Source organism: Nonomuraea sp. NPDC004702 (genome assembly GCF_053601695.1).
In genome coordinates this window covers 44,694-70,981 of sequence record NZ_JBSGCE010000006.1, presented here as the reverse complement: position 1 = coordinate 70,981, position 26,288 = coordinate 44,694, and the positions used below count along the sequence as shown (strand labels likewise).

Annotated in this window: 24 protein-coding genes; 13 read left to right on the top strand and 11 right to left on the bottom strand. The window is 71.6% G+C overall.

Going from position 1 to position 26,288, the window contains the following annotated elements; genetic code table 11:
- Positions 1 to 378 precede the first annotated feature (378 nt).
- From ACWEJ6_RS10315 to ACWEJ6_RS10300, 4 genes are all read left to right on the top strand, one after another.
- Entirely contained in the window at positions 379 to 1,107 is a 729-nt protein-coding gene (locus tag ACWEJ6_RS10315) for a hypothetical protein (RefSeq protein WP_364328525.1), read from the top strand.
- A gap of 61 nt (positions 1,108 to 1,168) precedes the next feature.
- On the top strand, positions 1,169 to 2,332 hold the full coding sequence (locus ACWEJ6_RS10310) for a thiolase family protein (protein ID WP_387656872.1): 1,164 nt from the start codon (positions 1,169 to 1,171) through the stop codon (positions 2,330 to 2,332).
- A complete protein-coding gene (locus ACWEJ6_RS10305) occupies positions 2,329 to 4,416 on the top strand; it encodes a 3-hydroxyacyl-CoA dehydrogenase NAD-binding domain-containing protein (RefSeq protein ID WP_452422842.1) in 2,088 nt (695 codons plus the stop codon). The genes ACWEJ6_RS10310 and ACWEJ6_RS10305 overlap by 4 nt, the downstream gene beginning before the upstream one ends.
- A gap of 88 nt (positions 4,417 to 4,504) precedes the next feature.
- Positions 4,505 to 4,900 (top strand): SSI family serine proteinase inhibitor, encoded by a 396-nt coding sequence (locus ACWEJ6_RS10300; protein WP_358284727.1) that lies wholly within the window; start codon positions 4,505 to 4,507, stop codon positions 4,898 to 4,900.
- A gap of 42 nt (positions 4,901 to 4,942) precedes the next feature.
- Here the strand turns inward: ACWEJ6_RS10300 and ACWEJ6_RS10295 are convergent, their stop codons facing one another.
- Complete coding sequence (locus ACWEJ6_RS10295; RefSeq protein WP_387664019.1) at positions 4,943 to 6,406, bottom strand: amino acid permease; 1,464 nt, start codon at positions 6,404 to 6,406, stop codon at positions 4,943 to 4,945.
- 90 nt (positions 6,407 to 6,496) lie between these two features.
- Between ACWEJ6_RS10295 and ACWEJ6_RS10290 the strand changes: the two genes are divergently transcribed.
- A complete protein-coding gene (locus ACWEJ6_RS10290) occupies positions 6,497 to 7,135 on the top strand; it encodes a DedA family protein (RefSeq protein ID WP_452422840.1) in 639 nt (212 codons plus the stop codon).
- Here ACWEJ6_RS10290 and dxs read toward each other — a convergent pair.
- Positions 7,080 to 8,972, bottom strand: coding sequence for a 1-deoxy-D-xylulose-5-phosphate synthase (dxs, locus tag ACWEJ6_RS10285; protein WP_387656681.1), 1,893 nt, complete (start codon positions 8,970 to 8,972; stop codon positions 7,080 to 7,082). The two genes, ACWEJ6_RS10290 and dxs, sit on opposite strands and share 56 nt — an antisense overlap.
- 140 nt (positions 8,973 to 9,112) lie before the next feature.
- Here dxs and ACWEJ6_RS10280 point away from each other — a divergent pair, with 140 nt between their 5' ends.
- Genes ACWEJ6_RS10280 through ACWEJ6_RS10270 form a run of 3 tightly spaced genes read left to right on the top strand, consistent with a single transcriptional unit; the run spans position 9,113 to position 11,652 of the window.
- Positions 9,113 to 10,000 carry a neutral zinc metallopeptidase gene (locus ACWEJ6_RS10280; RefSeq protein WP_452422838.1) on the top strand — a complete coding sequence of 296 codons (888 nt, stop codon included), beginning with the start codon at positions 9,113 to 9,115 and terminating at the stop codon, positions 9,998 to 10,000.
- A 53-nt stretch (positions 10,001 to 10,053) separates the two neighbouring features.
- Entirely contained in the window at positions 10,054 to 10,866 is an 813-nt protein-coding gene (locus tag ACWEJ6_RS10275; protein ID WP_364328540.1) for a neutral zinc metallopeptidase, read from the top strand.
- 36 nt (positions 10,867 to 10,902) lie between these two features.
- The gene (locus ACWEJ6_RS10270; RefSeq protein WP_452422836.1) at positions 10,903 to 11,652 is read left to right on the top strand and encodes a neutral zinc metallopeptidase; all 750 of its coding nucleotides are present in this window, start codon (positions 10,903 to 10,905) and stop codon (positions 11,650 to 11,652) included.
- Here the strand turns inward: ACWEJ6_RS10270 and ACWEJ6_RS10265 are convergent.
- From ACWEJ6_RS10265 to ACWEJ6_RS10250, 4 genes are read right to left on the bottom strand one after another with little or no spacing between them, the layout of a single operon-like run.
- Positions 11,649 to 12,854 (bottom strand): ROK family transcriptional regulator, encoded by a 1,206-nt coding sequence (locus ACWEJ6_RS10265; RefSeq protein WP_352325906.1) that lies wholly within the window; start codon positions 12,852 to 12,854, stop codon positions 11,649 to 11,651. The two genes, ACWEJ6_RS10270 and ACWEJ6_RS10265, sit on opposite strands and share 4 nt — an antisense overlap.
- A 35-nt stretch (positions 12,855 to 12,889) precedes the next feature.
- Positions 12,890 to 14,152: a sugar ABC transporter permease gene (locus tag ACWEJ6_RS10260; RefSeq protein WP_358284713.1), complete on the bottom strand. Its 1,263-nt coding sequence runs from the start codon at positions 14,150 to 14,152 to the stop codon at positions 12,890 to 12,892.
- Positions 14,149 to 14,913 carry an ATP-binding cassette domain-containing protein gene (locus tag ACWEJ6_RS10255; protein WP_352365555.1) on the bottom strand — a complete coding sequence of 255 codons (765 nt, stop codon included), beginning with the start codon at positions 14,911 to 14,913 and terminating at the stop codon, positions 14,149 to 14,151. Before ACWEJ6_RS10255 ends, ACWEJ6_RS10260 begins: the two co-directional genes overlap by 4 nt.
- A gap of 60 nt (positions 14,914 to 14,973) precedes the next feature.
- A complete protein-coding gene (locus ACWEJ6_RS10250) occupies positions 14,974 to 16,092 on the bottom strand; it encodes a sugar ABC transporter substrate-binding protein (RefSeq protein ID WP_358284711.1) in 1,119 nt (372 codons plus the stop codon).
- 230 nt (positions 16,093 to 16,322) lie between these two features.
- On the opposite strand from ACWEJ6_RS10250, the gene ACWEJ6_RS10245 reads away from it, so the two are divergent.
- Entirely contained in the window at positions 16,323 to 16,637 is a 315-nt protein-coding gene (locus ACWEJ6_RS10245) for a hypothetical protein (protein ID WP_452422832.1), read from the top strand.
- A 27-nt stretch (positions 16,638 to 16,664) separates the two neighbouring features.
- Here ACWEJ6_RS10245 and ACWEJ6_RS10240 read toward each other — a convergent pair whose 3' ends face one another.
- Positions 16,665 to 17,708 (bottom strand): hypothetical protein, encoded by a 1,044-nt coding sequence (locus ACWEJ6_RS10240; protein ID WP_452422830.1) that lies wholly within the window; start codon positions 17,706 to 17,708, stop codon positions 16,665 to 16,667.
- Positions 17,709 to 17,758: 50 nt separating this feature from the next.
- Here ACWEJ6_RS10240 and ACWEJ6_RS10235 point away from each other — a divergent pair, with 50 nt between their 5' ends.
- Positions 17,759 to 18,298, top strand: coding sequence for a DinB family protein (locus ACWEJ6_RS10235; RefSeq protein WP_387664002.1), 540 nt, complete (start codon positions 17,759 to 17,761; stop codon positions 18,296 to 18,298).
- Between the two features lie 21 nt (positions 18,299 to 18,319).
- Here ACWEJ6_RS10235 and ACWEJ6_RS10230 read toward each other — a convergent pair whose 3' ends face one another.
- Positions 18,320 to 19,027 (bottom strand): sulfite exporter TauE/SafE family protein, encoded by a 708-nt coding sequence (locus ACWEJ6_RS10230; protein WP_452422828.1) that lies wholly within the window; start codon positions 19,025 to 19,027, stop codon positions 18,320 to 18,322.
- A gap of 242 nt (positions 19,028 to 19,269) precedes the next feature.
- Here ACWEJ6_RS10230 and ACWEJ6_RS10225 point away from each other — a divergent pair, with 242 nt between their 5' ends.
- Positions 19,270 to 19,992: a neutral zinc metallopeptidase gene (locus ACWEJ6_RS10225; RefSeq protein WP_452422826.1), complete on the top strand. Its 723-nt coding sequence runs from the start codon at positions 19,270 to 19,272 to the stop codon at positions 19,990 to 19,992.
- Here ACWEJ6_RS10225 and ACWEJ6_RS10220 read toward each other — a convergent pair.
- Positions 19,929 to 20,609, bottom strand: coding sequence for a TetR/AcrR family transcriptional regulator C-terminal domain-containing protein (locus ACWEJ6_RS10220; RefSeq protein ID WP_397163561.1), 681 nt, complete (start codon positions 20,607 to 20,609; stop codon positions 19,929 to 19,931). The two genes, ACWEJ6_RS10225 and ACWEJ6_RS10220, sit on opposite strands and share 64 nt — an antisense overlap.
- Before the next feature lie 70 nt (positions 20,610 to 20,679).
- Between ACWEJ6_RS10220 and ACWEJ6_RS10215 the strand changes: the two genes are divergently transcribed.
- On the top strand, positions 20,680 to 21,630 hold the full coding sequence (locus ACWEJ6_RS10215; RefSeq protein WP_452422824.1) for an ATP-binding cassette domain-containing protein: 951 nt from the start codon (positions 20,680 to 20,682) through the stop codon (positions 21,628 to 21,630).
- 14 nt (positions 21,631 to 21,644) lie between these two features.
- Positions 21,645 to 22,439, top strand: a complete 795-nt coding sequence (locus tag ACWEJ6_RS10210) for an ABC transporter permease (RefSeq protein WP_387663992.1) — start codon at positions 21,645 to 21,647, stop codon at positions 22,437 to 22,439.
- A 153-nt stretch (positions 22,440 to 22,592) separates the two neighbouring features.
- Here the strand turns inward: ACWEJ6_RS10210 and acnA are convergent, their stop codons facing one another.
- Together acnA and ACWEJ6_RS10200 are read right to left on the bottom strand one after the other, a co-directional pair.
- Positions 22,593 to 25,322, bottom strand: a complete 2,730-nt coding sequence (gene acnA, locus ACWEJ6_RS10205) for an aconitate hydratase AcnA (protein WP_452422822.1) — start codon at positions 25,320 to 25,322, stop codon at positions 22,593 to 22,595.
- Between the two features lie 145 nt (positions 25,323 to 25,467).
- Positions 25,468 to 26,196, bottom strand: a complete 729-nt coding sequence (locus ACWEJ6_RS10200; RefSeq protein ID WP_452422820.1) for a metal-dependent hydrolase — start codon at positions 26,194 to 26,196, stop codon at positions 25,468 to 25,470.
- Positions 26,197 to 26,288 lie beyond the last annotated feature (92 nt).

Here is a 26,288-nt window from a genome sequence, read left to right as displayed (position 1 = left end):
TCACCCACGCCAGCGGCGTGATCCGCCGCGCAGGCCCCGGGGGCCGGTCCAGGCGACGGTCGGGGCGCTGATCGGGGCGCTGATCGGGGCGGCGGTCCGGGCGGCGGTCGGGGCGATGCTGCGGCCGTTCCGGCGCTCTCCGGCCCTCGCTCACGCGCCCCCCTCTACGCGCGCCCGCACAGGACGCACCCCCGCGCGCCCCTCGCAGAGCGCGGCCCCCTCTGGTGTGACGCGCAGCATACTGATAATCCGCCGTATATACGGCGTGTCGCAAATTTCACCCCATAGCAGCCTCCGGCGGACGCGTCCGGCGAGGGCTCCATGCAATGCGCGCGAATCCACGGCGTCACTACGGTCCGTGACGCCATCATGACGTCCATGCTTCTGACCGAGATGGCGCCCCCTCCAGGCGCCGAGGCGCTGGCCGGGCTGCGCACCGCCGCCCGGACCGCCCGCCGGGCCGTCTTCGTCGCGCTCGCCGGCTCGATCGCGCTGCTGGCCACGTCACAGGTGCTGGCCGACCGCGCGCCGACCAGAGAGCAGACGTTACCGCTCGCCGTGCTCTCGCTGGCGGTGTTCGCGACCGCGCTGCCCGTCCTGGCGGTCACCCAGCTGGTGTGGGGCGCGCGGGCGCGCCTGGTGCGCCGGCGCGAGCGCGAGCTGTTCGCCGTGCCGCCCTCGGCCCGGCGGCGTCCGCTGAGCCGGCTCGGCGTCGCGTCCGGCTGGGCCGTGCTGCTGCTGCTCGGCGCCACCTCTCCCGGCCAGTTCAGGGCGGCCGCCCTGTACGCCTTCGCCGACGCCCTGAGCTGGGCCGTCGAGGCCGCCATGGTGATCGGCCTGGCCGCGGGGGTGTCGTTCCTCATCTGGTGGGCACGGGACGCCCTGGGGATAGTGGCGCGCGCCGGTCGTCCGGGAGGATCACCTGGCGATCCGTGGGATCCCGGCCGGGGCGCGCGTCCACGAGGGGGCGCGGCGCTCTGGACGGGCGCGGCCGTGGCGGTCGCCGCCCTGCTCGGAGCCCGCGCCCATCTCTGGGAACCGCCCATGCCGATCGTTTACGCGCTGCTGACCGCCGCCCTCGTCTGCGGGGTAGTTACCGACGAGTAGCATAGGCGCGGAACCCCATCCAAGAACGAGGAGCGAATCCGTGCCTTCCTCTCGTGACGTCGTGTTCGTCGACGGCGTACGCACGCCCTTCGGCAGGTCAGGGCCGAAGGGACTGTACGCGGAGACCCGCGCCGACGACATGGTCGTCCGCGTCATCCGCGAGCTCATCCGGCGCAACCCCGGTCTGCCTCCCGAGCGCGTGGACGAGGTGGCCATCGCCGCGACGACCCAGATCGGCGATCAGGGCCTGACCATCGGCCGCTCGGCGGCGGTGCTGGCCGGTCTGCCCAAGAGCGTGCCCGGCTACGCGATCGACCGCATGTGCGCGGGCGCGATGACCGCGGTCACCACGGTCGCGGGCGGCATCGCCTTCGGCGCCTACGACGTGGCCATCGCCGGCGGCGTCGAGCACATGGGCCGCCACCCCATGGGCGAGGGCGTGGACCCCAACCCGCGGTTCCTGTCGGAGAAGCTGGTCGACCCGAGCGCGCTGGTCATGGGCATGACCGCCGAGAACCTGCACGACCGCTACCCGTCGATCTCCAAGGAGCGCGCCGACGCCTACGCGGTGCTCTCGCAGGAGAAGGCGGCCAAGGCGTACGCCGACGGCAAGATCCAGCCCGACCTCGTGCCCACCGCGGTCCGGACGGCCGAGAAGGGCTGGGGCCTGGCCGCCGAGGACGAGGCGCCGCGCCCCGGCACCACGATGGAGGCGCTGGGCGCGCTCAAGACGCCCTTCCGCCCGCACGGCAACGTCACCGCGGGCAACTCCTCCGGCATCAACGACGGCGCCACCGGCTGCATCGTGGCCGCCCGCGAGGTCGCCGGCGAGCTGGGCCTGACGCCGAAGATGCGCCTGGTCTCCTACGCCTTCGCGGGCGTGGACCCCGAGGTGATGGGCGTGGGCCCGATCCCGTCCACCGAGCGGGCGCTGCGGCTGGCCGGGCTGTCCATCGGCGACATCGGCCTGTTCGAGATCAACGAGGCGTTCGCCGTCCAGGTGCTGGCCTTCCTGGAGCACTTCGGCATCGCCGACGACGACCAGCGCGTCAACCCCTACGGCGGCGCGATCGCCTTCGGCCACCCGCTGGCCTCCTCGGGCGTGCGGCTCATGACGCAGCTCGCCCGCCAGTTCGGCGAGCGGCCCGACGTGCGGTACGGCATCACCACCATGTGCGTCGGCATGGGCATGGGCGGCACTGTGATCTGGGAGAACCTGGCATGAGCGACATCGAGACCTGGCGCGCGCTGCTGAGCGGGCGCAACACCGACGAGGTCGTCACCAAGGCCCTCGTGCGCGACGTGCCGCTGCCCGGCGGCGCCGGCACGATGGCCCTGATCACCCTGGACAACGGCTTCGACCACACCAAGCCCAACACCTTCGGCCCGCACGGCCTGTTCGCGCTGGAGGAGGCCCTGTCGCGGATCGCGGAGCGCACCGACCTGGCCGCCGTGGGCGTCACCGGCAAGCCGTTCATCTTCGCCGTCGGCGCCGACCTCAAGGGCGCGGCCGCCGTGGCCTCCCGCGAGGAGGCCGAGGCCATCGGCGCGCTGGGCCACCACGTCTTCCGCAGGCTGGGCGAGCTGCCGATCCCGACGTTCGCGTTCGTGAACGGCGCGGCCATGGGCGGCGGCCTGGAGATCGCGCTGCACTGCGCGTACCGGACGATCTCCTCCGGCGTGCCCGCGGTGGCGCTGCCCGAGTGCTTCCTCGGCCTGGTGCCCGGCTGGGGCGGCACGCAGCTGCTCCCCCGCCTGATCGGCCCGGCGAACGCGATCAAGCTGATCATCGAGAACCCGCTGTCGCAGAACCGCATGATCAAGGGCGCGGACGCGTACAAGCTGGGCGTCGCGGACGCCATGTTCGAGCCGGCCGACTTCCTGGAGGAGTCGCTGCGCTGGGCCGCCCGCGTGGTCAAGGGCGAGGTCACCGTCGAGCGGCAGGAGCACGACGGCTGGGACAAGGCCGTCGCCGACGCGCGCTTCCTGGTGGACATGAAGCTGCGCGGCGCCTCCCCCGCCCCCTACCGGGCGCTCGACCTGATCGCGCTGGCCGCGACCGCCTCGCGCGACGAGGGCTTCGCCGCCGAGACGCAGGCGCTGGCCGACCTGCTGATGGGCGACGAGCTGCGGGCCGGGCTCTACTCCTTCGACCTGGTCCAGCGCCGGGCCAAGCGTCCGGCCGGCGCGCCGGACAGGTCGCTGGCCCGCAAGGTCACCAAGGTCGGCGTCGTGGGCGCCGGGCTGATGGCCTCGCAGATGGCGCTGCTGTTCGCGCGCCGCCTGGAGGTCCCGGTCGTGCTGACCGACCTCGACCAGTCCCGCCTGGACAAGGGCGTGGGGTACGTGCACGCCGAGGTCGACAAGCTGCTGGGCAGGGGCCGCGTCTCGGCCGACCAGGCCAACCGGCTCAAGTCCCTGGTCACCGGCTCCCTGACCAAGGACGCCTTCGCCGACGCCGACTTCGTCATCGAGGCCGTCTTCGAGGACATGGCGGTCAAGAAGCAGGTGTTCGCCGAGGTCGAGGCCGTGGTGTCGGCCGAGTGCGTGCTCGCCACCAACACCTCCTCGCTCTCGCTCACCGAGATGGGCGCCGGGCTGGCGCACCCCGAGCGGCTGGTCGGGTTCCACTTCTTCAACCCGGTCGCCGTGATGCCGCTGCTGGAGATCATCAGGGGCGCCTCGACCGACGACGCCACGCTGGCCACGGCGTTCGCGGTGGGCAAGTCGCTGCGGAAGTCGTCCGTGCTGGTCAAGGACGCGCCGGCGTTCGTGGTCAACCGGCTGCTGACCTGCTTCATGGGCGAGGTCGTGGCCGCCGTGGACGAGGGCACGCCGCTGGAGGTCGCCGAGCACGCGCTCGACGGCCTGGGGCTGCCGATGACGCCGTTCGCGCTGCTGCAGCTCGTCGGCCCGGCCGTCGGCCTGCACGTCGCCGAGACGCTGCACGCGGCCTTCCCCGAGCGGTTCGGCGTCTCGGAGAACATGGCCAAGCTGGTCGCCTCGGGCAAGCCCGGCGTCTACCGTCCGGACTTCTCGCTCGACCCGGAGGCGGTGGCCCTGTTCGCCGGCGGCACGTCGCCGTCCACGGCCGAGCAGGTCCGCGAGCGCGTGCTCGGGGCGCTGTCCCGGGAGATCCGGATCATGCTGGACGAGGGCGTCGTCGCCGGGCCGCAGGACATCGACCTGTGCATGATCCTGGGCGCCGGCTGGCCGTTCCATCTGGGTGGCATCACGCCTTATCTGGACAGATCGGGGATCGCCCAGCCCCGGTTCCTTCCGCCCGGTGTGGCCTCGCTGCCCGCGTGATTTTACGGAGGCCCGCCCGGCGGGTCTCCGTACGTCATGGCCGCCTTCGCCGTAGCGTACTGTGCCGTCCTACGAACGGAGAGTAACCATGATGCGAGCAGTCGGCACGATCGCTCTGTGCGGAGCCCTCGTGCTGGGCGCGTCGTCGCCCTCCCTGGCGGCGGCGCCCCCCACCCCCAAGGTCGTCCTCAAGGTCACCGTGGCAGTGAAGAACGGCCCCACCAAGGGCGCCTGGCTCAACTGCAGCCCCGACGGCGGCACCCACCCCTCCGCCCACGCCGCCTGCGAGCTCCTGCGCAAGGTGAAGGGCGACCCGGCCAAGATCAACGTCTCGCCGAAGGCGGCCGCGGCTTGCGGCAAGGAGGTGGAGCCGCGCGCCGTCATGATCCTCGGCAAGTGGTACGGCAAGACCGTCCAGTGGGGCAAGGTCTACACCAACGCCTGCACGATGAAGGCGGGCCTCGGAACGCTCCTGGCGATCTGAGCGGGTGAGGGGGGCGGGCGGCCGGCCCGCCCCTCTCGCGCGTCACCGGCCGGGCACGGCGCCCCGCCTGCTGTGCCGGTAGCCGTAGGCGAAGTAGACGACCACCCCGATGATCATCCAGACGACGAACCTGAGCCAGGTCTCCAACGGCAGGTTGAGCATCAGGTAGAGGCAGGCCAGCACCGACAGGATCGGCAGCAGCGGCACCATCGGCACCCGGAAGGCCCGCTCCAGGTCGGGCCGGGTGCGCCGGAGCACGATCACGCCGACGGACACCACCATGAACGCGAACAGCGTGCCGATGTTCACCAGCTCGGCCAGCTCCCCGAACGACACGAACCCGGCCAGCGCCATGGTCACCAGGCCGATGAGGACGGTGAGCCTGGCGGGCGTGCCGAAGGTCGGATGGACGACGGCCAGCCGGCGCGGCAGCAGGCCGTCGCGGCACATGGCGAACAACACCCGGGTCTGCCCGAGCAGCAGCACCAGCACCACGGTCGTCAGACCGGCGATGGCGCCCACGCTGATGATGGCGGCCAGCCAGGGGTGGCCGACGGCGGTGAACGCGTCCGACAGCGGCGCGCTCGTGCTCAGCTGCTTGTACGGCTGCATGCCGACGACGACCAGCGAGACGGCGACGTAGAGGATCGTGCAGACGGCCAGCGAGCCGATGATGCCGCGCGGCACGTCGCGCTGCGGGCGCACGGTCTCCTCGGCGGCGGTGGCCACGATGTCGAAGCCGATGAAGGCGAAGAACACGATCGCCGCGGCCGAGAAGATGCCGATCACGCCGAACGCGACGGGCGTGACCCCGAACAGCACCTGGATCAGCGGCGCCTTCAGCCCCTCGACCCGCGGCGAGGCCACCGGGTCGGGGATGAAGGGCGTGTAGTTGGCGGCCTTGACGAAGAACAGCCCGGCCACGATGACCAGCAGCACCACCGTGATCTTGGTGATCACCAGGATCAGGTTGACCCGCGAGGAGATCTTGATGCCGGCCACCAGGATCGCGGTGAGGATCAGCACGATGGCCACCGCGGGCACGTTGACCACGGGATCGTCGCCCGCGATGGAGGCCGGCAGGTGGATGCCGACGGAGTCGAGCATCGAGGCGAAGTAGCCCGACCAGCCGACCGACACCACGGCCGCGGCCAGCGCCAGCTCCAGGATCAGGTCCCAGCCGATCACCCAGGCGGGGAACTCGCCGAGGGTGGCGAAGGAGAAGGTGTAGGCGGACCCGGCCACGGGGATCGTCGAGGCGAACTCGGCGTAGCACAGCGCCGCCAGTCCGCACACGACGGCCGCCACGACGAACGAGACCGCGACCGCCGGCCCGGCCACCTCCTTGGCCACCTGGCCGGTGAGCACGAAGATCCCGGTGCCGACGATCACGCCGATGCCGAACACCATCAGGTCCATGGCGGTCAGGCGTTTACGCAGCTGATGCTCGGGAGTCTCGGTGTCGCGGATCGACTGTTCGACGCTCTTCGTGCGAAAGATGTCCACGATCAGCGATCCTTCCCAGACCCTCCGTGATCATGCGCTCACGCCGGGCTCGCCGGTGAAGCGCCTCGTCGGGGGTAGCGGACCCGCATCATGGTGGACGACCTGCTGGACACGCTGGCCGGTCAGGACGTGGCGGTGGTGCTGGCGCTCGTCCTGGTCTTCCTGACGCTGGACGCCTCGGTCGGGATCGGCCTGATCACGCCGGGCGACGGCCTGCTGATCGTCGCGGGCGCCACGTCGGGCAGCGTGCCGGAGACGCTGGCCCTGATCGGCACCGGCGTGCTGGCCTGCCTCCTGGGCGCGACGGGCGGCCACCGCCTGGGCCGCCGGTACGGCCCCCGCCTGCGCGACAGCAGGCTCGGCCGGCGCGTCGGCGAGGAGCGCTGGACCCGGGCGGAGCAGATCCTGCGGCGCAGCGGCTGGGCGCTGGCCCTGGCCTACTTCCTGCCGGTGGTGCACGCGCTGACGCCGGCCCTGGCGGGCGCGGTGGGCATGCCCTACCGCCGGTTCATGCCGTGGGCCCTGCTGGGCAGCACGGCGTGGGTGAGCACGTACGTCGTGCTGGGGGCGGCGGCCGGGCAGATGGCGCGGCGGGAGGCGGGCCTGCTGCTGCCGGCGGCGGCCGCGGCGGTGGTCGTCATGCTGGCGATCACCGCCGTGGTCCGCCGGGTGCTCAACGGCGGACCGGCTGCTCCACGCGGGAGGTCCGCTTCGCGACGGCCTCGGTGATCTGGCGCGCGAGGTCCTGGCCGGTCAGGCCGATGCGGCCGAGGATCGCGGCCCGCTTGGCGTGGTCGAGGAACTCCTGCGGGATGCCGAAGGTGCGCACCGGGACGTCGACGTCGGCGTCGCGGAGCAGGCGGGCCACGGCGTCGCCCACGCCGCCCACGCGGCCGTTGTCCTCGACCACGGCGACCAGCTTGTGGGCGCCGGCGGCCAGCGTCAGCGCCTCGTCGAGCGGCTTGACCCAGCGCGGGTCGACCACGGTGGCCGAGATGCCCTGCGCGTCGAGCAGGACGGCCGCCTCCATGCACACGTGCGCCATCGGGCCGACGCCCACCAGCAGCACGTCCGGCTCGCCCTCGGCGGCCCGCAGCAGGTCCATCTCGCCCAGGCGGCCCACGGACTCCAGGGGCTCGGCCACCGGGCCCTTGGGGAAGCGCAGCACGGTCGGCCCGTCGGAGACCTCCACGGCCTCGCGCAGCAGCTCGGTGACGCGGTCGCCGTCGCGCGGCACCGCGATCCGCAGGCCGGGCACGACCTGGAGGATCGACAGGTCCCACATGCCGTTGTGGCTGGCGCCGTCGTCGCCGGTGACGCCGGCCCGGTCGAGGACGACGGTGACCGGCAGCCGGTGCAGGGCGACGTCCATCAGGAGCTGGTCGAAGGCCCGGTTGAGGAAGGTGGCGTAGACGGCCACGACCGGGTGCAGGCCGCCGAGCGCCAGGCCGGCGGCGCTGGTCAGCGCGTGCTGCTCGGCGATGCCGACGTCGTAGATGCGGTCGGGGAAGGCGTCGGCGAAGGCGTTGAGGCCGGTGGGGTGGAGCATGGCCGCGGTGATGGCGACCAGGTCCTCGCGCTCCTTGCCGAGCCTGACCAGCTCCTCGCTGAAGACGTTGGTCCAGATGCGCGGCTTGGGCTTCTCGGCGCCGGTGGCGCGGTCGAAGGCGCCGGGCGAGTGGAACTGGTCCTCGTCGTGGTTCTCGGCGGGGGTGTAGCCGCGGCCCTTCTGGGTGAGGGCGTGGACGATGACCGGGCCGCGGAAGGCGCGGGCCTTGCGCAGCGCCGCCTCCATGGCCTGCTCGTCGTGGCCGTCGATGGGGCCGACGTACTTCAGGCCGAGGTCCTCGAACATGACCTGCGGGGCCAGGACGTCCTTGACGCCCTTCTTGAAGCCGTGGAGGGCGTCGTAGAGGACGGGAACGTTCCCGAGCTTGTCCTTGACGTATTCGAGCATGTCCTCGTAGCGGCGGTTGACGCGCAGCGAGGACAGGTGGGAGGCCAGGCCGCCGATGGTCGGGGAGTAGGAGCGGCCGTTGTCGTTGACCACGATCACGACGGGCAGGTCTTTGATCGCGGCGATGTTGTTCAGCGCCTCCCAGGCCATGCCGCCGGTGAGCGCGCCGTCGCCGATCACCGCGACGACCGTGCGCTCGCGCTCGCCGCGCAGCTTGAACGCCTTGGCCAGGCCGTCGGCGTAGGACAGCGCGGTGGAGGCGTGGGAGTTCTCGACGAAGTCGTGCTCGGACTCGGTCTGGCTCGGGTAGCCGGACAGGCCGCCCTCCTGCTTGAGCGCCTCGAAGCCGGCCGCGCGGCCGGTGAGCAGCTTGTGCACGTACGCCTGGTGGCCGGTGTCCCAGATGACCGGGTCGCGCGGGGAGTCGAAGACGCGGTGGACGGCGATGGTGAGCTCGACCACGCCCAGGTTCGGCCCGAGGTGGCCGCCGAACCTGGCGCAGGCGTCGACGAGCAGGTCACGGATCTCCCCCGCGAGCCGCGGCAGCTCCTCAACAGCGAGCCGTTTGACGTCGTGCGGTCCCTCTATCGAGCCCAGCAACCCGCTCACGGATGCGACTCCCCTCTGCCTCGTTCGCCGTCTGTTCCTTTTCGACGACGCAGAAGAGTCTAGTTCGCCGACGTCTCGCTGACTCCATCGAGTCAAATCCACCCACTTATGTCCGATCTTGACCTAGTCTTTCCGGACATATGAACTCCCTCCCTAAAGGCAAGATCGCGGCCGTGGTCGCCGCGGCTCTCGCACTCGCCATGGCCGCCGCCTCCCTCGTGCTCGTGCTTTCCGACGTCGCCACGACCTCGGCCGAGCGTGCGCCGGTCAGCCAAGCCCAGAAACTCGCTTCATCGCCCGCCGCGGCCCGCGCCGGCGCCGCCGCGCCCGGCGGCCTGGCGCAGGCCACGGCCAACGCCCTCTACCGGACCGGCAGGCTCGCCGATGTGAACTGCGCGCCCGGCGCGCTGCCCGCGGGCAGCATGATCGCCTACCGCCGCTTCCTCACGCGGGTGACGAACTGCCTGAACAAGGCGTGGGCGACGCAGTTCCGCAAGGCCCGCATGCCGTTCGGCAAGCCGCGGCTGCGGATCATCACCAAGAAGGTCAGGACGCCCTGCGGCGCCTGGAACACCGGCGCCGACGGCGTCTACTGCTCCACCGACCGCACGATGTACCTGCTGATCACCCGCGCCCAGCTCCGCAACCCGTTCCCGCTGGGCATCAGCCGCCTGATCGCCCACGAGTACGGCCACCACGTCCAGCAGGCCTCCGGCATCTGGAACTACTACTGGACGGCCAGGAACACCGCGGGCAAGGCGGCGCGCCTCCAGCTCTCGCGCAAGTCCGAACTCCAGGCCGAGTGCTTCTCCGCCGTCTTCATGAGCACGATGAAGGGCACCGCCCTGGTGAACCAGTCCGACTGGGACTACACGGTCCAGTGGTTCTACAAGAACGGCGCCAAGGGCTGGCCGCAGAACGACCACGGCAAGGGCCCGACGCAGGCGGCCTGGATGACCAGGGGCTTCAACCGGGGCGCGCCGGGCGCGTGCAACACGTGGGCGGCGGCTGCACGAAACGTCCAGTGACGTCTGGCATTTCCGCTTTACCTTGATCTCTCTCTTTTGTAGTGTGCCTTCCCATGCGTACCCCCCGATTGGCGATCATTGCCGGAGCACTGGCGAGCGTTTTCGTCGCCGGTACGGCCCACGCGGCCGTGGCCGCCCCGGCGAGCAAGCCGGTCCTGACGAAGAACCCGATCTACAAGACCGGCCGGCTCGCGCTCAGGACGTGCGAGGAGCCGCCGGTCCGGTCCGGGACCGAGGACGAGGCGCGGGTCTACTTCGAGGCGGTGCTCGAATGCCTCGACAAGGCCTGGGCCCCCAAGCTCAAGCAGGCGGGCTTCGCCTTCAGCAAGCCGAAGTTCCAGGTGATCACCAAGCTGGGCGCCCCCACGGGCTGCGGCGGCTTCCCGGGGGGCGCGCAGGCGCTGTACTGCCCGGTCAACAAGACGATGACCCTCCTGCTCAGCCCGAACGTCGTGGAGGAGCCGTCGGACCCGGTGCTGATGCTGGTGGTGGCCCACGAGTACGGCCACCACGTCCAGAAGCTCACCGGCATGCTCCGGCACAACAAGCGCGGCGAGTACGTCCTGGACAACCCGCGGAACCTGGAGCCGGTGCGCCGTACCGAGCTGCAGGCCGAGTGCTACGCCGGGGTGTTCATGGGCAGCGTCTGGGACTCGCTGGGCCGTAGCCAGAAGGAGTTCGACTCCCTGCTCAAGGGCACGCACGACCCGGCCGACCTGAGCGCGCTCGGCGTGAAGACGCGCTCCTCGGCCGACCTGAGCCACGGCTCGGACGCCAACGTCGCGTGGTGGCTCAAGCGCGGCTTCACCGGCAAGTCGGCGGGCTCCTGCAACACCTGGGCCGCCCCCAAGGGCAAGGTCAGCTAAGCCAAACTCGTACAAACTCCTCTAAGATCCGCGATCGTGCGCATTCCCCTCATGGCGCTCGCCATGTGCATGATCGCGGTTCTTCTGTCGCCGGCTCCGTCGGCCGCGGCGGGCCGCCCGGCGCGAGGGGGGTTGTCGGCCGCGCCGGTCGTCTCACGGGAACGCCTGGCCTGCGCCGTCCCCGCCATCAGGGCGGGCAGCGCCGCCTCGCTCAAGTCCTTCCACCGGGCCATGGCCAGATGCGCCGACCGGTTCTGGGCCGGCCGGTTCGCGGCCGCGGGCCTGACCTACACCCCGCCCGAGGTGACCGTCACCACCGGCGCCGACTCGGTCTGCGGCCGGATCACCGCCAACGGCGCGCAGTACTGCCCGGTGCAGCGCACGATCGTCATCCGCGTCATGAAGCACGACCTGGACGACCCGTTCCGGATGAACATCGCGCACTCCGTCGCGCACGAGTGGGGACACCACGTCCAGGAGCTCACCGGCGTGCTGGACGCGCAGAACGCCCTGTACCAGCCCGCCTCCACGGGGGCCCGCACCCTGCTCAGCCACCGGCTGGAGATGCAGGCCGAGTGCTTCGCCGGCGTCTTCTACAGCGCCGCGCTCACCTCGATCAAACCCGACGTCACCTGGCGCGAATGGCTGGACGCCGTCCGCCGGGCGGACTACAGCAAGATCCACGGACGCCCGCGCAACCTGGCCTACTGGCAGAACCGCGGCTACCGCGACGGCTCCGCCGCCGCCTGCGACACCTGGACGGCCCCCAAGGCCCGGGTGCGCTAGGAGCTGACCCTGGCCAGCACTTCCAGCGGGTCGGCCAGCACGTGGGCGAAGGCCAGCTCGGCCGCCCCGACCAGGGTCACGTGGTCGCCGAGCGCCGACGTGCGCAGCCGGACGTGCTCGCGCTGGGGGGCCATGGCGTGCAGCGCCAGCCGGGTGCGGACCTGCGCCGCCGAGCCGAGGTAGACCTCCCGCAACATGCCCCCGAAGATCACCATCTCCGGGTTGAAGATGTTGACCAGGTTCGCCACGCCGAGCCCGAGCCAGTCGCCGACCCGGCTCAGCGCCTCCTGCGCGACGATGTCGCCCCGGTCGGCCGCGTCGACCACGGCGCGGACCGCGTCGCGGCCGTGCTGGCCGGGCCCGAAACGGCCGGCCAGCTCCAGCAGCGCCCGCTCCCCCACCTCGGCCTCCAGACAGCCGTGCGAGCCGCAGGAGCACTCGCGCCCGCCGGGGTTGACGACCATGTGGCCGACCTCGCCGCCGTAGCCGTCGAAGCCGCCGAGCAGGTGGCCGCCGGTGATGATGCCGCCGCCGATGCCCACGTCGCCGTGCAGGCAGATGAGGTCGCGCACGCCCACGCCGAGGCCCCGGCTGTGCTCGGCCAGGGCCGCCAGGTTGGCGTCGTTGCCCACGCTGACCGGCAGCCCGAGGCCCAGCCTGCGGCCCAGCTCCTCGCCGAACGGCACGTCGTGGGCCATCAGGTTGGGCCCGAACGTCACCACGCCGTCGCCCTTGCGCACCCCGCCGGACACGGCGGCGGCGGCGCCGACGCACACGGTGTCGTCGCGCGTCTTGCGCCGCATCTGCCTGGCGAACCCCGACAGCACCCCGGCCAGCTCGTCGAGGGCGAACCTGCCCCGGTCGCGGGTGGTCTCCCTGCGGTCGAGGATGACGCCGCCCAGCCCCACCCGCGCCGCCACGAGCCGGTCGGGGCCCACGTCGAACGCGAACACGTAGACGCGCGCCGACTCCGGGCGCACCACCAGCGAGGGCCGGCCGGCCCGGCCGGTCTCGCGCGGCAGCTCCTCCCGCACCAGCCCGGCGGCGGTGAGGTCGGACGTCAGCGCCATGATGGTGCTGCGGTTGAGCCCCATCTTCGAGGTCAGCTCGGCGCGCGAGATCGGCCCGCCCAGATGGACATGGCGAAGCAGCGCGCCGAGATTGTGGCGCCTGATGTCCTCCTGGGACGGTCCGGCACGCATCGTCTGGGGTTCCTTCAGGGGCTGCGGGTCGCTGATCACCTTAGACCAGCAGCAGCCGCCCGCTTGCGCGCCAGGGCGTCGACGCCCGCGGCGAGCAGCAGCACGCACCCGGTGACCAGGTACTTCACGCTGGCACCGTAGCCCATCAGGCCCATGCCGTTCTCGATCACGGCCACCACGGCGCCGCCGAGCACCGCGTCGAGCACCCGCCCCTTGCCGCCGAACAGGCTGGTGCCGCCGATGACGGCCGCGCCGACCGCGTACAGCAGCACCGAGCTGCCGCCCGTGTTCGGGTCGACCGAGCTGGCCCGGGAGGCGGCCACGATCCCGCCGACCGCCGCCATCGCGGAGCAGATCACGAACGCGGCGATCTTGATGCGGTCGACCGGGATGCCCGCCCGGCGCGCGGCCTCGGTGTTGCCGCCGACCGCGTACAGGTGCCGGCCGAACGCGGTGCGCCGCAGCACCAGCGTCCACACGACCAGCAGCACGACGATCACCGGCACCACGATCGGCACGCCGGTGAGCGAGACCAGCGCGGGGTTGCGGCTGCGCTCCAGGTTGAGCACGTAGACCGCGAGCCCGCCGAGCAGCGCCAGGGCGCCCACGCGGGCCGCGATCAGCGACAGCGGGTCGGCGACCAGGCCGCGCGCGGACCGGTTCCTGGCCCGCAGGAGCTGCACGGCCGCGAAGCCCGCCACGCACACCGCGTACAGGATCCAGCCGAGCAGCGGCGGCAGGTTCTTGTTGGCGACGGCGACGATCACGCTGTCCCGGACAGAGATGTTGGTGCCCTCGTTGACCAGCACCAGGACCAGGCCCTGGAAGGCCAGGAAGGCGGCCAGCGTGACCACGAACGACGGTATGCCGACCTTGGCCACCAGCGTGCCCAGGACGATGCCGATGAGCACGCCGGTGGCGATGGCGGCCAGCACGCAGACGTACCAGGGCAGGCCGAAGGTGGCCAGCGTGACGGCGAGCACCGCCGCGCAGACGCCGCTGGCGAAGCCGGCCGACAGGTCGATCTCGCCCAGCAGCAGGACGAACACCAGGCCCATGGCGATGAGCGTGACGTTCGCGCCCTGGGTGAACAGGTTGGCGAAGTTGATCGAGGTGACGAACGCGGGCCGGGCCAGGGCGAAGACCGTGCAGAGCACGATCAGGCCGAGCACGGCGGGCAGCGCGCCCATGTCGCCGCCCCGGACGCGCTCCCAGTACGCCCGCACGCTGTGCGCGATCGACGGGGACTGCGCGGCGACGACGATGGCCTCGCCCGGGAGTTCCTTGACCTTGCTCATGGGGTGACCCCGTTCTTGAGGCCGAGTTCGCCGCTGCGACCCGAGGTGATCAGTTCGACGACCTGGGCGTGCGTCACGTCGGCGGTCTTGACCTGGGCGGCCATCCTGCCGAGGTAGAGCGCCGCGATCCGGTCGGAGACGGCGAACACGTCGTTCATGTTGTGCGAGATGAGGACGACCGCGAGGCCCGTGTCGGCCAGCCTGCGCACGAGTTCGAGCACCTGCGCCGTCTGGGCCACGCCGAGGGCCGCGGTGGGCTCGTCGAGGATGACGACCTTGCTGTTCCACAACACGGCCTTGGCGATCGCGACGGTCTGCCGCTGGCCGCCGGACAGGCTGGAGACCTGCTGCCTGATGGACTTCACCGTGCGCACGGACAGGCTGCTGAGCGTCTTCTCGGCCAGCTCCTCCATGCTGTCCTCGTCGAGCAGGAAGCCGTTCTTGCGTTCCCTGCCGAGGAACATGTTCTGGACGATGTCGAGGTTGTCGCAGAGCGCCAGGTCCTGGTAGACGATCTCGATGCCGAGCTCGCCCGCGTCCCGGGGGGTGTGGACGGCGACCTGGCGGCCGTCGAAGAGGATCTGGCCAGAATCGATGGGGTAGATGCCGCCGATGCACTTGACCAGCGTCGACTTGCCGGCGCCGTTGTCGCCGACCAGCGCCGTGACCTCGCCGGGGTAGGCGGAGAACTCGACCTCGTGCAGCACCTTCACCGGACCGAAACTCTTGTCGATCCCGCGCACTTCGAGGAGGGGGGTCATGGGGCTCCCTAAAGAGGGGCGCGGCCTCGCGCCGGTGGCACCCGGCCGCGCCCGTCCATGCTATTGAATTCCGGCCTCAGTGCACTTCTTGGCGAAGTCGGCGGTGCAGAGCTCCTCCTTGGTGACGTAACCGTCGGCCACGACGTCCTTGACGTTGTCGAAGGTGATGGCCTGCGGCTCCAGCAGCTCGGAGGGGACGTCCTGGCTGGTCTCGGGGTCCTTGACGCTGGCGCTCGCCGTGGGCTTCTCGCCCTTGGCCAGCGCGACGGCGAGCTTGGCCCCGGCGTCGGCCTCCTTCTTGACCGCCTTGTAGACCGTCATGCACTGGTCGCCCGCCAGGATGTTCTGCAGGCCCTGGACGGTGGCGTCCTGGCCGGTGACCGGCACCTTGCCGTTGAGGTTCTGCTTCTTCAGCACGGTGATGGCGGCGTTGCCGAGGCCGTCGTTGGCGGCCAGCACGCCGGCGATCTTCGGCTGCTGGGTGAGCATCTGCTCGAAGATCGTCCCGGCCTGGGTGTTGTCCCAGTCGGGCACGGCCTGGTCGGGGCCCTTGACGTACTCGCCGGCGTCGAACTTGGGCTTGAGCACGCCGTCGTAGCCGTTCTTGAACAGGGTCGCGTTGTTGTCGGTCGGCGAGCCGTTCAGGTAGGCGACGATGGGCTTGTCGGCCTTCTTGTCGGCCAGGCACTTGCTCAGGCCCTCGCCCTGGAGCGTGCCGACCTTGGTGTTGTCGAAGCTGACGTAGTAGGCGGCGCCGCCGCCCAGGGTCAGGCGGTCGTAGTCGATGGTGGCCACGCCCTGCGACTTGGCCTTCTCGATGACGGCCTTGCCGCTGCCGCTGTCCAGGTTGACGATCATCAGGACGGTGGCCCCGTTGGTGATCATCTGGTCGGCGATGGTCTGGAACGCCGTCTTGTCGTTCTGGGCGTTCTGGATGTCGTACTGGACGCCGGCGGCCTTGAACGCCTCTTCCAGGTACTTGCGGTCCGCCGTCTCCCAGCGCGCCGACGACTTGCTGTCCGGGAGGATGACGCCGATCTTGCCGGCTTTCGCGGCCTGCGTCGCCGAGGCGGAGGAGGTGGAGGTGGTGCCGGTCTGACCGCTGTCGCCCCCGCAGGCGGTGAGACCGAGGGCGAGCGTCGCCGCCGCGGCGGTCAGGCTGAGGATCCCCTTGCGCATGATGCAGGGTCCTTTCTTCCGGAGGGGCCCGGATGAATGTTGTTTGCGGCAACGTATTCCGCCGCGGCCTGCTTTGGAAGACCCTTCCGTCCGGCAGTTTGTTGTTTCCGGTAACAATCCAGAAACGTGGGAGCGAGGGATGGTAACTGGCAGTAACTGTTTGGTTACTGTGCGTGACGGATGAGGCACGTGAGGATGGAGAGGCCCTCGAAACGAAAGGAACCCCGCCCATGCGCCACCGTGCCCGCCTGGCCGCGCTGAGCCTCGCCCTCGCCTCCGCGACCGCCGCGCTCCTCGCGCCCCTGCCCGCCCAGGCCGCGACCGGTCAGGTCGTCGTCTTCCAGGTCGAGCCGCTGCCCCTGGAGATCTACGACGACCCCGGCGGCTGCACGAAGCTGCCCGCCGCCGCGCACGTGCTCAACAACCAGACCGATCAGGTCGTCCGCATCTACGGCGACCCGTTCTGCTTCGGGTCGTCCGTCACGGTCCAGCCCGGCTACGGCAGCCACGTCCCGGCCGGGTCGGGAAGCTTCTCCGTGGCATAGCCGATCCTTGTGCGCGCCGACCGGGCGTCAGCGGCGTGGGGTGTACGGAGCCAGCGCCCCGAAGTCGACGTCCGCGTCCGGCCACCGGCGCCGCAGGGCCGCGGCCACCTGGCGGCACCAGCCGGCCAGCCGGGGCAGCGGCCCCTCGGCGGTACGGGCGGCCGCCTCCAGGGTCGCGACGAGCTGGGCCCGGCTGTCGTCCCCCGCCGGGCGGCCGTCCAGCACGGCCAGCCGGGTCAGCCGGGCCAGCGCGTACGACACGCACGCCGCCGCCAGCCCCCTCCCGTAACGCCCGTCGTCCTCGGCCTGCGGGACCCCGGCCGCCAGCGCCCGCCGGTAGACCTCGCCCTCGGCCGGGCCGCCCAGCGACAGCCAGCCCGGACCCGGCACGTGCAGCGGGACCGCGTCGTGCAGCGCGTGCGTGAAGCCGGCGAACTCGAAGTCGATCAGCCGCGCGTCGGCCGGCCCCGCCGCGTGCACCAGGACGTTGTTGGCCTCGGCGTCGCCGTTGCTGAGCACCAGGAACGGCCCGGGCTCGGCCAGTTCGGCCAGCGCCGTCCCGAACTCCCGCTCCACCCCGCCCGGGACCGGCACCCCCAGCAGCGACGGCATCCCCGACTCACGCTGCCGGGCGACCCGTCCGAGCCGGTCGGCGGCCGGATCGACCGGCCCGAGCGCGCCCCGCCGCCGGTAGTACGCCTCCGCGTGGCCCGCGGTGAGCGCGCCGAGCTCGCCCCGGGCGCGGGCGGCGGCCGTCAGCCGGTCCGCGTGCGCGGCGGCGCCGTGGCGGCGCAGCAGCCCGTCGAGCGCGGTGCGCGGCGCGAGGTCCTCCAGCACCAGCCGGCCCTCCGCCAGGTCGACGGCCAGCACGCGCGGCGCCAGGGCCGCTCCCAGGTCCTCCGACAGGAACCGCAGGGCGGCCGCCTCCGTGCGCAGCCGCCACGGCTCGTCGCGGACGCGGGAGACGTGCGGCCCGGTCCACTTGATGATCACGGTCTCGTCGCGGTCGGTACGGGCGCGGGCGACCCGCCACGGCTCCAACCTGGTCCACTCCACCACATTGATCATCATGCGAACGTACCGAAGGACCGGGAATCGCCCCATCGCTAGACTGCCCGACCATGACCGAATTCGACGAGCAGGGACGCCCGGAACCGCCCTTCATGGGCGACGAGACCGAGACCCTCCTGGGCTTCCTCGACTTCCTGCGGGCCACCCTGGAGTGGAAGTGCTCCGGCCTCGACGCGGCGGGCCTCGGCGCCACCACCGCCGCCTCCTCGATGACGCTCGGCGGCATGCTCAAGCACCTGGCCTACGTCGAGGACCACTGGTTCTCCCGCCGTCTGCACGGGAACGACCCGCACGCCCCGTGGGACACCGTCGACTGGACGGCCGACCCCGACTGGGACTGGCACTCCGCCGCCCACGACTCCCCCGACGAGCTGCGCGCGCTCTGGCGGGACGCGGTGGCCCGCTCGCGCGCCCTGACCGCCGAGGCGCTGGCCGCGGGCGGCCTCGACCAGCCCGCCCAGCGTCCCTGGCCGGACGGCCGCCGCCCGCACCTGCGCTGGATCCTCGTCCACATGATCGAGGAGTACGCCCGGCACAACGGCCACGCCGACCTCATCCGCGAGTCCGTCGACGGGCAGACCGGCGAGTAACCCGGCGAGCAGCCCGGCGGATCAGGTCAGCAGGCTCTGCACGATCAGGGCCAGCGCCGACGCGGTCGCCACGACCAGGACGGCCGTCCGCACCTTGCCGCCGTCCAGGTGGCGGCGCAGCGGCCGCGACGCCAGGAAGCCCAGGATCATCGGCACGATCAGGGTCGCGCCGGTGGCCAGGGCGCGGGCGGGCAGGTGGCCGACGAACGCCAGAATGGCGATCGACTGCGCGGCGCTCAGGAAGAAGAACATCGCCAGGGTGGCCCGGATCTGCGGCCCCTTGGCACTCTGGTACACCAGCGCCAGGGGCGGGCCGCCGATGCCCGTGGCGGTGCCGGTGATCCCGGACACGAAGCCCGCGCCGGTGATCGTCGCGCCGTTGCGGACGACGCTGACCGTACGCGCGGTGAGCCCGACCGCCAGCAGCACCATCACCCCGACCAGCACGCCGAGCGCCTGGACGGAGACGTACACGACGATGACGGCGCCGACGGCGCTGCCGGGGACCCGGCCCAGCAGCGCGAAACCGAGCCCCCGCCAGTCCACCCGCCGCCACTCGGCGGCCAGCGTGAACAGCGGCAGCGTCATGTTGACCACCTGGATCGCGCCGGGCATCAGGCTGTGGTCGAGCATCGTCAGCACGGGCGCGGCCACCAGCCCCAGCCCGAACCCCACACTCCCCTGCACGACCGCACCCAGAAAAACCGCCAAACTCCCGACAAGCAACACAAATCCCGCATCACTCACGCCGAAAGTCAACCACCCTCACCCAGCGTCACCCCTGATGGACAGCCCCACCGGGCGAGCGGGCCACGGGGGGCGGGGTGCGGGGGCGGGGTGCGGGGTGCGGGTGCGGGGGCGGGGGCGGGGGCGGGGGTGCGGGGTGCGTTGACCTGAGTCCGTTGGTCGGGGTGCGGGGGCGGGTGCGTTGGTCGGGGTGCGGGGGCGGGTGCGTTGGTCGGGGAAGCTCTATGCTGCTCACCGTGCACTCCCCCGCTCCGCGTGCCATCGTCGCCCTCGTCGCCCTGTCGGTGCTGGCGGTCGTCCTTCAGGCCGGGCCCGTGGAGGCCGTCGCGGCGCCAAGGCTCGCCCGGTCGGCCTGCCCCGAGACGCCGATGAGCTCAGGCGGGATCCCCAGGAGCCGCGAATACCTCACAGCGGTTCTGAAGTGCCTGGACAAGTCGTGGTCCGCCCATTTCAGGCGCACCGGCCGGACGTTCCGCAAGCCCGTCGTCCGCTACTACGACGAGCCGGTGCGTGAGGTGTGCGGGTTCGCCTGGCCCGAGCACGCGGCGGCCTTCTACTGCATCGGCCGTGACACCCTCGTCCTCCCGCTGACCGGCGCCTGGATCGAGGGCCGCACCGACCTCTACCCGTTCAAGGTCGCCGCCCACGAGTACGGCCACCACGTGCAGAGCCTCCTCGGCGTGCGCAAGGGCGCGCAGAGCCGGCGCTTCGAGCTCCAGGCCGACTGCCTGGCCGGCGCGTTCCTGGGCAGCGTGTGGCCGTCGCTGAGCCGTACCCGGCAGGACTGGACGGCGCTGCTCGACGCCACCAGGGCCGCCGGCGACGAGGGCGAGGAGCACAGCCACGGCACGGGCGCCAACCGGGTGCGCTGGCTGGAACGCGGCTACCGGGCGGTCTCGCCGGCGGCCTGCGACACCTGGTCGGCCCCCGCCTCGCAGGTCTCCTGACGGTCGAGGCGGGCCTGCATGCCGTCGAGGATGAGCCGCAGCCCGTCCTCGAACGACCGCTCCCCCTGCGGGTCGCCCACCTCCGCCAGCCCGGCCGTCAGCCGGGGGTGGGCCCGCTGGAAGGCGGCCATGTCCGGCATGGCGCCGTCGGCGTCCGGCCGGGTCCGGTCGGCCTGCTCCTCCAGCACGAACCCGGCGACGTACACGCTCATCGCGAACAGCCCGCGGACGGCGTCGCCCACCGCGAACCCGGCCGACTCCAGGGCCGCCACCGACCGCTCCACCACCTCGAACAGCACCGGTGACGGCCGGGTGCCGGCCACCAGCCGGGCGCCGTCGCGGTAGGAGTTGAGCATCGCCCGGTCGCGATGGGCGTGGTCCCTCATCCACTCGCGCCAGGCGGCTGGCTCGGTGAGCGCGGGGCGGGTCATGTGGGCGGCGGTCATCGCCTCGGCCATCGCGTCGAGGAGCTCCTGCTTGTTCGTGAAGTGCCAGTAGAGCGCGGGCGCCTGCACGCCCAGCTCGCCCGCGAGCCGCCGCAGCGTGAGCCCGTCGAGCCCGGTCTCCTGCAGCAGCCGCAGCGCCGCGGCCACGATGGTGCCCTTCTCAAGTGCCACGGTTGACAGCTTAACAACGTTCAATGCATCCTTAACGCTGTTAGATTTAACGCCGTTAAGGAGCCTCGCGATGATCTGCGCGGAGGGTTTGCGTAAGCGGTACGCGGCCACGGAGGCGCTCAAGGGCATCGACCTCGACGTCCCGGCCGGCACGGTGTGCGGGCTGCTCGGCCCCAACGGAGCAGGCAAGACGACGACCGTGCGCATCCTGGCCACCCTGCTCCGCCCGGACGGCGGCCGGGCCGAGGTCGCCGGCCTCGACGTGGTGGGCGACGCGGCCCGGCTGCGCTTCCGCATCGGCCTGGCCGGTCAGCACGCCGCCGTGGACGAGCTGCTGACCGGCCGGCGCAACCTGGAGCTGTTCGGCCGCCTCTACCACCTGTCCAGGGCGCGGGCCAGGAGCAGGGCCGAGGAGCTGCTGGAGCGGTTCGGGCTGGCCGCGGCCGGGCGGCGGCTGGTCAGGACGTACTCGGGCGGCATGCGGCGGCGGCTCGACCTGGCCGCGAGCCTGATCGTCGCGCCGCCCGTGCTGTTCATGGACGAGCCGACCGCGGGGCTCGACCCGCGCAGCCGCCGCGAGCTCTGGGACGCGCTGCGCGACCTGGTCCGCGAGGGCACCACGCTGCTGCTGACCACCCAGTACCTCGACGAGGCGGACCACCTGGCGGACCAGGTCGTGGTCCTGCGCGAGGGCCGGGTCGCGGCGGCGGGCTCCCCCGGCGCGCTCAAGAGGCAGGTCGGCGGCGACCGCGTGCAGATCGTCTTCCGCCACCCCGGCGACGCGGCGGCGGCCCTCGGAACGCTCGGGCCCACGTCCGGGCCCACGTCCGGGCCCACGTCCGGGCCCACGTCCGGGCTCGCCTTCGAGCCGGGCGGGACCCTGGTGACGCTGCCGGCGCCCGACGGGGCCCAGTCGCTGGTCCGCGTCGCCCGCGCCCTCGACGTTGCCGGGATCGCCGTCGAGGATCTCGCGCTCCGCCGTCCGACGCTCGACGAGGTCTTCCTCCACCTGACCGCATGACAGGAGCCACGAGCATGAACCTGCGCTGGACCGTCACCGACTCCCTGACCATCGCGGGCCGCACGTACTCGCGGTGGAAGGCCCAACCGGGGGAGATCGCCGGGTTCCTGGTGTTCCCTGTCATCATGACCGTGCTGTTCGGGTACGTCTTCGGCAGCGCGATCACCCTGCCCGGCGGCGGCGACTACCGCAGCTTCCTCATGCCGGGCATCTTCATGCAGGTCATGGCCATGACGGCGACCGCGGCCGCCACGGCGGTGGCCGAGGACATGGAACGCGGGATCATCGACCGGTTCCGCGCGCAGCCCATCGCCCGCAGCGCCGTGCTCATCGGGCGCAGCGTGGCCGACCTGTCGATGCACCTGATGTCGCTGGCCGCCATGGTCGCGGCGGCCGTGCTGCTGGCCGGCTGGCGTGCGCACGGCTCCCCGGGCCAGACGGCGGCGGCGTTCGGCCTGCTGGCGCTGTTCGGCCTGGCGATGATCTGGGTGGGCACCTGCATCGGCCTGTACGTGCGCAGCGGCACGCAGGCCGACGCGGCCACGTTCGGCTGGCTGTTCCCGATGACCTTCCTGGCCAACACGTTCGTGCCCACCGAGGGCCTGCCCGCCTGGCTGCGGCCGGTGGCCGACTGGAACCCGATGAGCGCGACCGTGGCCGCCGCCCGCCGCCTGTTCGGCAACCCGACCTCGGCCGGGTCGGTCTGGCCGCTGCAACATCCGGTCGCGGCGAGCCTGCTGTGGTCGGCGGCGCTCATCGCCGTCTTCGCCCCGCTGGCGACCCACCGCTACCGCACGTCCAGCCGCTGAGACGCCGCTGGACAGCGGAGAGCCGCCCGGCGGAGGGTGTTCCGCCGGGCGGCTCTCACGGGTCGGGTGAAACCCCCGATGCGGGCGCGTGAGGATCCGCGCCCCGTCCCCGGCCCGCGTCCGGCTCTTGACCGGGCGCGGGCGCGGGAAGTTCTACTTGGCCAGCAGCGAGCGCAGGACGTACTGCATGATGCCGCCGTGCCGGTAGTAGTCGGCCTCGCCGGGCGTGTCGATGCGGACGACCGCGTCGAACTCGACGTCGCCGGCCTTGACGTGCACGGTGGACGGGATGCCGCCGCCGTTGAGCGCCTCGACGCCGGTGATGTCGAACGTCTCCTCGCCGGTCAGCCCGAGCGAGGCAGCCGTGGCGCCCTCGGGGAACTGCAGCGGGAGCACGCCCATGCCGATCAGGTTGGAGCGGTGGATGCGCTCGTAGGACTCGGCGATCACGGCGCGCACGCCGAGCAGCGCGGTGCCCTTGGCCGCCCAGTCGCGCGAGGAGCCCGAGCCGTACTCCTTGCCCGCCAGCACCACCAGCGGCGTGCCGGCCTCGGCGTAGTTGACCGAGGCGTCGTAGATGAACGACACCGGGCCGTCGGGCTGGGTGAAGTCGCGGGTGTAGCCGCCCTCGGTGCCCGGCGCGATCTGGTTGCGCAGGCGGATGTTGGCGAACGTGCCGCGGATCATCACCTCGTGGTTGCCGCGCCGCGAGCCGTAGGAGTTGAAGTCGCGCACCTCGACGCCGTTGGCCTGCAGGTACTGGGCCGCGGGGGTGCCGACCTTGATCGAGCCGGCCGGGGAGATGTGGTCGGTGGTGACCGAGTCGCCGACCTTGACCAGCACGCGGGCGCCCGAGATGTCGGTCACCGGCTCCGGCTTCTCCGGCATGCCCTCGAAGTAGGGGGCCTTGCGCACGTACGTGGAGGACGGGTCCCACTCGAAGGTGTCGCCGGTCGGGATCGGCAGCGAACGCCAGTGGTCGTCGCCCTTGAACACGTCGGCGTAGTCGCGCTCGAACATGTCGCGGCCGATCGAGGAGTTGACCACCGCGGCGATCTCCTCCGGCGCGGGCCAGACGTCGCGCAGGAACACCGGCTGCCCGTCGGAGCCGATGCCGAGCGGCTCGTTGTCGAGGTCGATGTCCATCGTGCCGGCCAGCGCGTACGCCACGACCAGCGGCGGCGAGGCCAGGTAGTTCATCTTGACGTCGGGGTTGATGCGGCCCTCGAAGTTCCGGTTGCCGGACAGGACCGCGGTGACCGCGAGGTCGTTGGCCTGGATGGCGTCGGAGATCTCGGTGGGCAGCGGGCCCGAGTTGCCGATGCAGGTGGTGCAGCCGTAGCCGACCAGGTTGAAGCCGATCTTGTCGAGGTACGGCTGCAGCCCGGAGCGCTCGAAGTAGCCGGTGACGACCTGCGAACCCGGCGCCAGCGAGGTCTTGACCCACGGCTTGCGGGTCAGGCCCTTCTCGACGGCGTTGCGGGCCAGCAGCGCGGCGCCGAGCATGACGTACGGGTTGGAGGTGTTGGTGCACGAGGTGATCGCGGCGATCGACACGATGCCGTGGTCGATCTCGAACGACGTGCCGTCGGCCAGCGTGACCGGGACCGGCTTGTGCGGCCGGCCGCCGTCGGCGCGGGCGTTGGAGGCGGGCGCGTCGGAGGCCGGGAAGGACTCCTCGCCCTCCTCGTCGACGCCGTCGGCCACGTAGTTCTGGACGTCGCGACGCCAGGCGTCCTTGGCCGCCGACAGCTCGATGCGGTCCTGGGGGCGCTTGGGGCCGGCGATCGACGGCACGACCGTGCCGAGGTCGAGCTCGATGTACTCGGAGAAGACCGGCTCGGGGCCCTGCGGGTCGAGCCAGAGGCCCTGGGTCTTGGCGTACGCCTCGACCAGCGCGATCTGCTCCTCGGAGCGGCCGGTCAGGCGCAGGTAGTCGACGGTCTGGCCGTCGATCGGGAAGATGGCGCAGGTGGAGCCGAACTCGGGGCTCATGTTGCCGATCGTGGCCCGGTCGGCCAGCGGCACGGAGGAGACGCCCTCGCCGTAGAACTCGACGAACTTGCCGACCACGCCGTGCTTGCGCAGGATCTCGGTGATCGTCAGGACCAGGTCGGTGGCGGTGGCGCCAGCGGGCAGCTTGCCGCTGAGCTTGAAGCCGACCACGCGCGGGATCAGCATGGAGATCGGCTGGCCGAGCATGGCGGCCTCGGCCTCGATGCCGCCGACGCCCCAGCCGAGCACGCCGATGCCGTTCTCCATCGTGGTGTGGGAGTCGGTGCCGACGCAGGTGTCGGGGTAGGCCTTGCCGTCGCGGATCATGACGACGCGGGCCAGGTGCTCGATGTTGACCTGGTGGACGATGCCGGTGCCGGGCGGCACGACCTTGAACTCGTCGAAGGCCGTCTGGCCCCAGCGCAGGAACTGGTAGCGCTCGCGGTTGCGCTCGTACTCGCGCTCGACGTTGCGCTGGAAGGCGTCGGGGTGGCCGAAGTAGTCGACGATGACGGAGTGGTCGATGACCATCTCGGCGGGCGCGAGCGGGTTGATCCTGGCGGCGTCGCCGCCCAGGTCGCGCACGGCCTCGCGCATGGTGGCCAGGTCGACCACGCAGGGGACGCCGGTGAAGTCCTGCATGATGACGCGGGCCGGGGTGAACTGGATCTCCACGCTGGGCGTCGCGGCCGGGTCCCAGCCGCCGAGCGCCCGGATGTGGTCGGCGGTGATGTTGGCGCCGTCCTCGGTGCGGAGGAGGTTCTCCAGCAGGATCTTCAGGCTGTACGGGAGGCGTGCGGCGCCCTCGACGGCGTCAAGCCGGAAAATCTCGTACGACGCGTCGCCGACGCGTAGCGTGTCACGGCTGCCGAAGCTGTTCGCGGACACGGTGATTCGCCTCCTCCATCAGACAATTGCTCAGTTGAATCCTGCCGCACCCACGGAACGACACGTACGTTAGGTGAACCTAACTTGCGGGGCTCGCGGCGGATGTCTCGACGTCAAGATATTACTACGGTATCTCGACATCAAGTTAAAGCGGGGCGAGCCGCCAGAAGAGCAGGCCGATGATGGCGACGGAGAGGATCGGCGCGAGGATCTTCTGCTCGAACTTCTTGCCGGTCTTGATGCCGATCTTCCACGGCAGCACGAACTTGGCGCTGAGCGGCCACAGCACCGGGCAGCCCCGTTCCGTCATGCAGTCGCCGACGACATGGATCAGGCAGCCGACGCCCACGGCCAGCCCGAGCCAGGCGTAGCCGACGTTCAGGGAGAGGAACACGGCGTAGAGCCCGGCCGTCATGCCGATGTTGATCATGATGGACCCGGCCTTGTTGCCCGGGATGCCGATGCCGATCGCCCGCAGGGCCAGCCCGATCATCAGCACGACCGTGATGTCACGGGCGATCGGATAGGAGTTGACCAGCCAGTGGACGCCGAACCCGAGCGCCGCCGCGAAGGCCAGCGAGTGCGTCATGCCGCGGTGGCCGCCGCTGATCCAGGACACGAACTTGCTGAGCAGCCAGGTGACCGGGCCGAAGGTCTGGGCGATGGTCGCGCTGGGATGGTCGAGGTCGGGCAGCATGGCCGCCCCCGCGCAGACCAGGGCGCCGGCGATCAGCTCGGCCGGGCCGAGCGCGCCGGCCATGATGCCGGTCTCGATGAACCGGGAGCTCTCGTTCAGCAGCGGCAGTGCGGCGAGCGGCGGCGCCAGCGCCAGCCACGCGATCGCCCCGGTCATCGCGTGCGTGTGCCCCATCATGATCGGGACTGTATTGCAAAGAGCCGCTTTACGCGGAGATCCCGGCCGCCAGGTTCTGCTGACGCTGGAACGGTCCGCCCGAAAACACCCGC